Origin of the sequence: Streptomyces sp. CC53 (assembly GCF_001865245.1) — a bacterium.
Classification (GTDB): domain Bacteria; phylum Actinomycetota; class Actinomycetes; order Streptomycetales; family Streptomycetaceae; genus Streptomyces.
Genome location: NZ_MKXB01000065.1, coordinates 1 through 5,723 on the forward strand (window position 1 = coordinate 1; position 5,723 = coordinate 5,723).

The 5,723-nt window shown below is 74.2% G+C and carries 3 protein-coding genes; all 3 read right to left on the reverse strand.

Features of this window, described 5'->3' with window-relative positions:
* Window positions 1–120: 120 nt before the first annotated feature.
* The 3 genes from BJP40_RS06130 to BJP40_RS06140 all read right to left on the reverse strand — a co-directional run bounded on the left by BJP40_RS06130 (window position 121) and on the right by BJP40_RS06140 (window position 5,363).
* A complete protein-coding gene (locus BJP40_RS06130; protein ID WP_071269371.1) occupies window positions 121–1,089 on the reverse strand; it encodes a pseudouridine-5'-phosphate glycosidase in 969 nt (322 codons plus the stop codon).
* Window positions 1,086–1,349 carry a tautomerase family protein gene (locus tag BJP40_RS06135; RefSeq protein ID WP_071269370.1) on the reverse strand — a complete coding sequence of 88 codons (264 nt, stop codon included), beginning with the start codon at window positions 1,347–1,349 and terminating at the stop codon, window positions 1,086–1,088. Before BJP40_RS06135 ends, BJP40_RS06130 begins: the two co-directional genes overlap by 4 nt.
* Window positions 1,350–1,475: 126 nt before the next feature.
* Window positions 1,476–5,363, reverse strand: a complete 3,888-nt coding sequence (locus BJP40_RS06140) for an amino acid adenylation domain-containing protein (RefSeq protein ID WP_071279269.1) — start codon at window positions 5,361–5,363, stop codon at window positions 1,476–1,478.
* Between the last annotated feature and the right edge of the window lie 360 nt (window positions 5,364–5,723).

The following is a 5,723-nucleotide window of genomic DNA, read 5'->3' on the forward strand; positions in this document are numbered from 1 at the left end:
GTGCCTCCGGCCGGCCGGTGCGGCGGCGGCCGCGGGCCGGGCCCCTGCCGGCCGGCGCGGCCCGTACGGGGGCCGGCCGTACGGGGCGCCGCGGGTGATCAGGGGGAGTCGGCCCGCCGCTCAGGCCCCCGTGCGTCCGCCGGCCCCGCCGTCCTCGGCGACCGCGCGGGCGTACGCCGCGGCCATGCGGCCGCCGACCTCGGCGGTGGAGATCAGCACGGCCATGTTGGCCTGCGCGGTGCGTCCCCCGGTGGCCCGGTCGACCGCGTGCATCAGGTACTTGGTGAGGCCCTGCCCGGTCACCCCGTCCCGGTCCGCCTGGGCCAGGGCGTCCCGGATGGCGGCCTCGGCGACCTCCGGGTCGACGGCGTCCTCCTCGCGGGGCGGGGCGGTGACGACCACGCCGCCGGGGTGGCCCGCCGCCCAGTGCAGCCGCACGATCCGTGCGATGAGGTCCTCGTCGTCGACGCGGTGCGGGGAGCGGACCCCGCTGGAGGCGCAGTAGAACGCGGGGAAGTCGTCGGAGCCGTAGCTGACCACAGGAACGCACTGCGTCTCCAGGTACTCCATCGTCAGCTTCAGGTCCAGGATCATCTTCGCGCCCGCGCACACCACGGCGACCTTGGAGCGGGTGAGCTGGATCAGGTCCGAGGACACGTCCATGCTGGTCTCGGCGCCGCGGTGCACGCCGCCGAGCCCGGCGGACGCGAAGAACGGGATGCCGGCCAGTTCCGCCGCCACCAGGGACGACGCGACGGTGGTCGCGCCGCGTCCGCCGCGGGCGAGGACGACGGGCAGGTCGCGGCTGGACACCTTCGGGATGCCGGCCTCGGACGCGAACCGCTCGATGTCGGCGTCCGTCATGCCGACGCGGACCGCGCCGTCCTCCACGCAGATCGTCGCCGGGACCGCGCCGCCCTTGCGCACGGCGGCCTCCACCTGGTGCGCGGTCTCGGCGTTGTGCGGGTACTTCAGGCCGTGCGTGATGACGTTCGACTCCAGGGCGACGACCGGGCGGCCCTCGTGCAGCGCCTCGCGGACCTCCTCCGTGAAGACGAGCGGGACGGCGGTGCGGGGGGTGACGGTCATCGGGTGCCTCCGGGCGGGTCGTTCGGGATCGGCTGCGCGTAGTGCGGCTCCTTCCACAGCAGGTGGCCGCGTGCCTGGATCTCGGGGCCGTGGACCCGCTCCAGCCACAGCGAGGAGTCGACCGGTTCCACGGCGATCGACACCGAGCCCGGCTCGCAGCCGAAGACCCTGGTGACGGTCGTGGTCAGCGACGTGACCAGGTCGTCCTTCTCGGTGTCGGTGAACGTGCGCGGCCAGTGCTTGATGCTGACGTGCGGCACGGTGGAGCTCCTTTCGGGAGGTGCGGGCGCCCGAGGCGTCCCGGGCGGTGCCGGGTGCGCCGGGCGCGGCCTCGCCTCCGCGGCGGGGGACGTCCACGGAGGCGAGGGGTCTGTTCGGGGACCGACTCACTGATCGCTGGTCAGTATCCGGATCGCACTTGAGAGTTCGTCCACTCCGCCGGCCTTCAGGACCTCGTAGTGGTCGCCCTCCAGTTCCACGATCCGCGGCGGCTGCGCGGAGTAGCCGGAGCTGCCCTCCACGAACGAGTAGTCGTCGCCGCGGGCCTTGAAGATGGTGACGGGGGCGTCGATGCGGCGCTCCCGCAGCTCCCGGAAGCCGTACTCGAACTCGTAGGTGGCGGACACGATGCGGGTGATGCGGCGGACGGTCTCCGTGCCGAGCTGCGGCAGCAGCCCCGCCGTGAACTCCACGAACGACTCCTCGTCGGTGACCCGGCGCAGGCACTCCTCCAGCTCGGGCCCCTGGATGGTGCCCTTGAAGACGGAGAACAGGATCGTCACGTACGCGGGGTTCGCGTAGCTGGACTCGCGGCCCCAGCGGTGGCCGTCGGCCGCGCGGACCTTCGGGTTGCCGGGGCAGATCAGCATCAGCCGGTCCACCTTCTCCCCGGACTGCTCCAGCTGCCAGGCGGCCTCGAAGGCGACGCGCGCCCCGAAGGAGTAGCCCCACAGCGTGTACGGCCCGCTGGGCTGGACGCGGCGGATCTCCGACACGTCGGCCATCGCCATCTCGCGGATCGTGCCGTACGGCTCCTCGCCCGCGTTGATGCCGTGCGCCTGCACCCCGTAGAAGTCCCGGCCGGGCGCGGCGGCGCCGCCGAGCAGCCGCAGATTCATCGGGTAGCCGCCGAGGCCGGGCCAGCAGAACACCGGGCTGCCGGTGCCGCAGCCGCCGGCGTGGAGCCGCACGAGGCGGGAGGCGCGGCGCGGGGCGCCGTCGTCGATGCGGGCGGCGAGGTCCGCGAGCCGCGGCGTCTCGAAGAGGACCTGCAGCGGCAGCTCCGCGCCGAACTCGCGGTTGATGCGGTTGACCAGGGCCACCGCGTGCAGGGAGTTCCCGCCGGACGCGAAGAACTCGTCCTGCGTGGACACGTCGTCGTAGCGCAGGGTGCGGCCCCACTCGGCGGCCAGCCAGCGCTCGGTCGCCGTCGCGGGCGCCACGTAGGGCGCGGCCGTGCGGGCGGCGGTGACCTCGGGGAGGCGCGCCGTGGCCTTCTGGTCGATCTTGCCGTTGGCGGTGGTCGGCAGGGCGTTCACGACGAGGACCCGGGCGGGGATCATGTAGTCCGGCAGGAACCGGGCGAGGTCGTCGCGGATCATCTCCGCGGGCCCCTTGGTGTGGACGGCGTCCTCGTTCATGCCCTCGTGGGTGGCCTGCTCGTCGCTGATGCGGCCGCCGACGAAGAAGTACGAGGCGGGTGCGGCCGGCTCGCCGGCCGCGGCCAGCAGGTCGTCCAGGCGGCGGGACGCGGGCAGCGGGTTGCCGGTCTTCGAGGAGTAGCCGGACGACATCAGGCCGATGCCGGGGACCCGCTGGAGCCGGTGCAGTCGGGCGCCGAGGCAGACGTAGCGCAGCCACTCCTCGCCGGTGCGGGCGACCGCGCTGACGCCGAACGCGGCCCGCTCGTACACGCCCTGGTTGATGGCGATGACGTGGCGCTTCTCGACGACGCCGGGGCCGAGGGGCGTCAGCTCGCCGTCCCGGTGGCGGTACAGGCCCCCGGGCAGGCCCGCCACGCGGTCGCCGTGGACCTGGACGTACAGGTCCACCTCGTCGCCCGCGGACCGGGCCGCGGTGCCGCCGCCGACGGTGAACGTGCCGAGGTAGTGGTCCTCGGCGGCCACGCCCAGGCGGTCCTTCACCTGCGGCTCGAAGCCGTGCGGGGCGATGGAGAGGCCGTAGCGGGGCAGGACCTCCTCGAAGACGCCCACCATGTGGCCGGCTTCGAACTCCAGCACCTCCACGACGTTGTTCTTGTAGACGGGCTCGATGGCGCGCCGCTTGCCGAGGAAGTGGACGCGCAGGCCGTCCGCGGGCAGCCCTTCCGCGGCGTCCGCGATCCGCACCAGGGTGTGGTCGACGGGGTGGTGGTAGTACAGGCCGGGCTCCAGGCCGGGCAGGCCGCCGGTCTCCACGTACAGCTGCGTGGCGTAGAGGGCGCCCGGGGAGGCGTAGGTGTACTTCGGCAGCAGCCGCTCGTCGCTGCGGAACGGGCCGAACCAGCGGAGGACCTCCCCGAGTTCGAGGAGCGTCAGGGTGCCCTGCGGGGCGGCGGCCCCGTCCGGGCGGGCGGGCGCGGCGGCCCCCAGCATGGCGAGGACGTCGTCCCGGGTGACGGGCCCGCCGTCGTAGAAGCGGTACGTCTTGCGGGCGAACGCGGCGCGCCGCTGCTCCGCCGTGGCCTCGCGGCCCGGCAGCGGGGTGGCGGGGAGGCCGGCCAGCTCCGCGGGCTCCCGCAGGCCCGGGTTCGACAGCTGCGCCTTGACCTGGACCTTGGACGCCTTCGACTGGTGGTGGGCGGCGTCGCTGCGGCCCTGGTCCATGACGGCGGCGGTGCGTTCGTTGAGCTCGACCGCGGCGACGAGCGCGGCGCTGCCGGTGCGGGGGTCGTCGGTGACGACGGCGGCGGCGTGCCGCACCCACGGGTGCTGCTCGATGCGCGCGGCGACCTCCTCCAGTTCGACGCGGTAGCCGCGCAGCTTGACCTGGTTGTCGGTGCGGCCGACGAACTGGATGGTGCCGTCGGCGTTCCACTGGCACAGGTCGCCGGTGCGGTACAGCCGCTCCGTGGGGTTGAACGGCGAGGTGACGAACCGCTGGGCGGTCTGCTCCGGCAGGCCGATGTAGCCGCGGGCCACCTGGCATCCGCCGATGAAGAGTTCGCCGCTCTCGCCGATGTCGACCGGCTGCCGGTTCTCGTCGAGGATGTAGCAGGTGACGTTGTCGGCGGGGATGCCGATCGGCACGGTGCCGGCGGTGGAGCCGTCGAAGGCGTCGGGGTCGATCCAGTGCGAGGTGGCGTTGATCGTCGTCTCCGTCGGCCCGTACAGGTTGACGACGGACACTCCGGGGAGCGCCGCGAAGAGGTCCGCGGCGAGGGTGCGGGTGAGGGCCTCGCCTCCGGAGAAGACGCGGGTCAGGGACGTGCAGGTGCCGAGCTGCTCGGTGTCGACGAGGGCCTGGAGCAGGGTCGGCACCGCCTGGAGCGCGGTCACGTCGTGGGCGCGCATGGTGGCGAGGAGCGCCTCGGGGTCCCGGAACAGGCCGGGTCTGCCGGTGACGACGCGGGAGCCGGTGACGGGCGCGAGGATCTCCCACTGGGCGGCGTCGAAGCTCATGGGCGTCTTCTGCAGGATCGACACGCCGGGCCCCAGGTGGCCGAGGCTGGCCAGCCACCGCATCTGGGAGACGATGCTGCGCTGCTCGATCATCACTCCCTTGGGCGTGCCGGTGCTGCCGGAGGTGTAGATCACGTACGCGAGGTGGTGGCCGGACGGTTCCGGCAGGCGCGGCTCGTCGCCGGGGGCCGCGGCCGCCCGGGCGGCCTCTTCGGCGGTGACGACGACGGTGCCCTCAGGGGCCAGGCGCAGGGCGCGGTCCCGCAGGTGCTCCTGGGTGACGATGACCCGGGTGCCGGAGTCCTCGACCATGTACCGGAGCCGCTCCTCGGGGTAGTCCGGGGACAGCGGCAGGTAGGCGGCGCCGGCGGTGAGGATGCCCCAGGCGCCGGTCACGAGCGCGGCGGACGCCTCGGCGTACAGGCCGACGCAGGTGTCCGGCACGACACCGAGCCGCACCAGGTGGACCGCGAGGCGGGTGGCCGCCTCGTCCAGTTGTCGGAACGTGAGGTCGCCGCGGCCGGTACTCCCCTCCTCCTCTGCCGGGCTGGTGACGGCGATGTCGTCGGGCCGCAGTCGGGCCTGGTCGCTCAGCAGGGCGCTCAGGGTGACGCCCTTGTGGGATATGACGGGTCGCGGTGCGCGGATGCTCATGCGTGGTCCCCCAGGGTGTGAGTGGCCGGGTCGGACGGTGGTGGACGGGGTGGAGCGGGGTGGAGCCGGTCGAGCAGGGATGTGCGGTGCACGGTGGGGCGTGCGAGGCGGTGCGAAGGCGTGCGGGTGCCCGTGCGGGGCGGCGTGCGGGGCGGTGCGAAGGGTGTGGTGCACCGGATGCACGGTGGGGCGCGCCGGACGGCGCGGAGCGGCGCCGGCCGCGGTCGGTCGGCTCGCCTCGCGGCGCGGATCCCGGTCAGTGCCCCCGGGGGGCGCGGGTCCGGGCCGGTCGCCGTGCCCGGCGTACGGGCCCGGGCCGGGCGCCGCGGCACCGGCGCGCTGCGCCCGGATGCCGCAGTC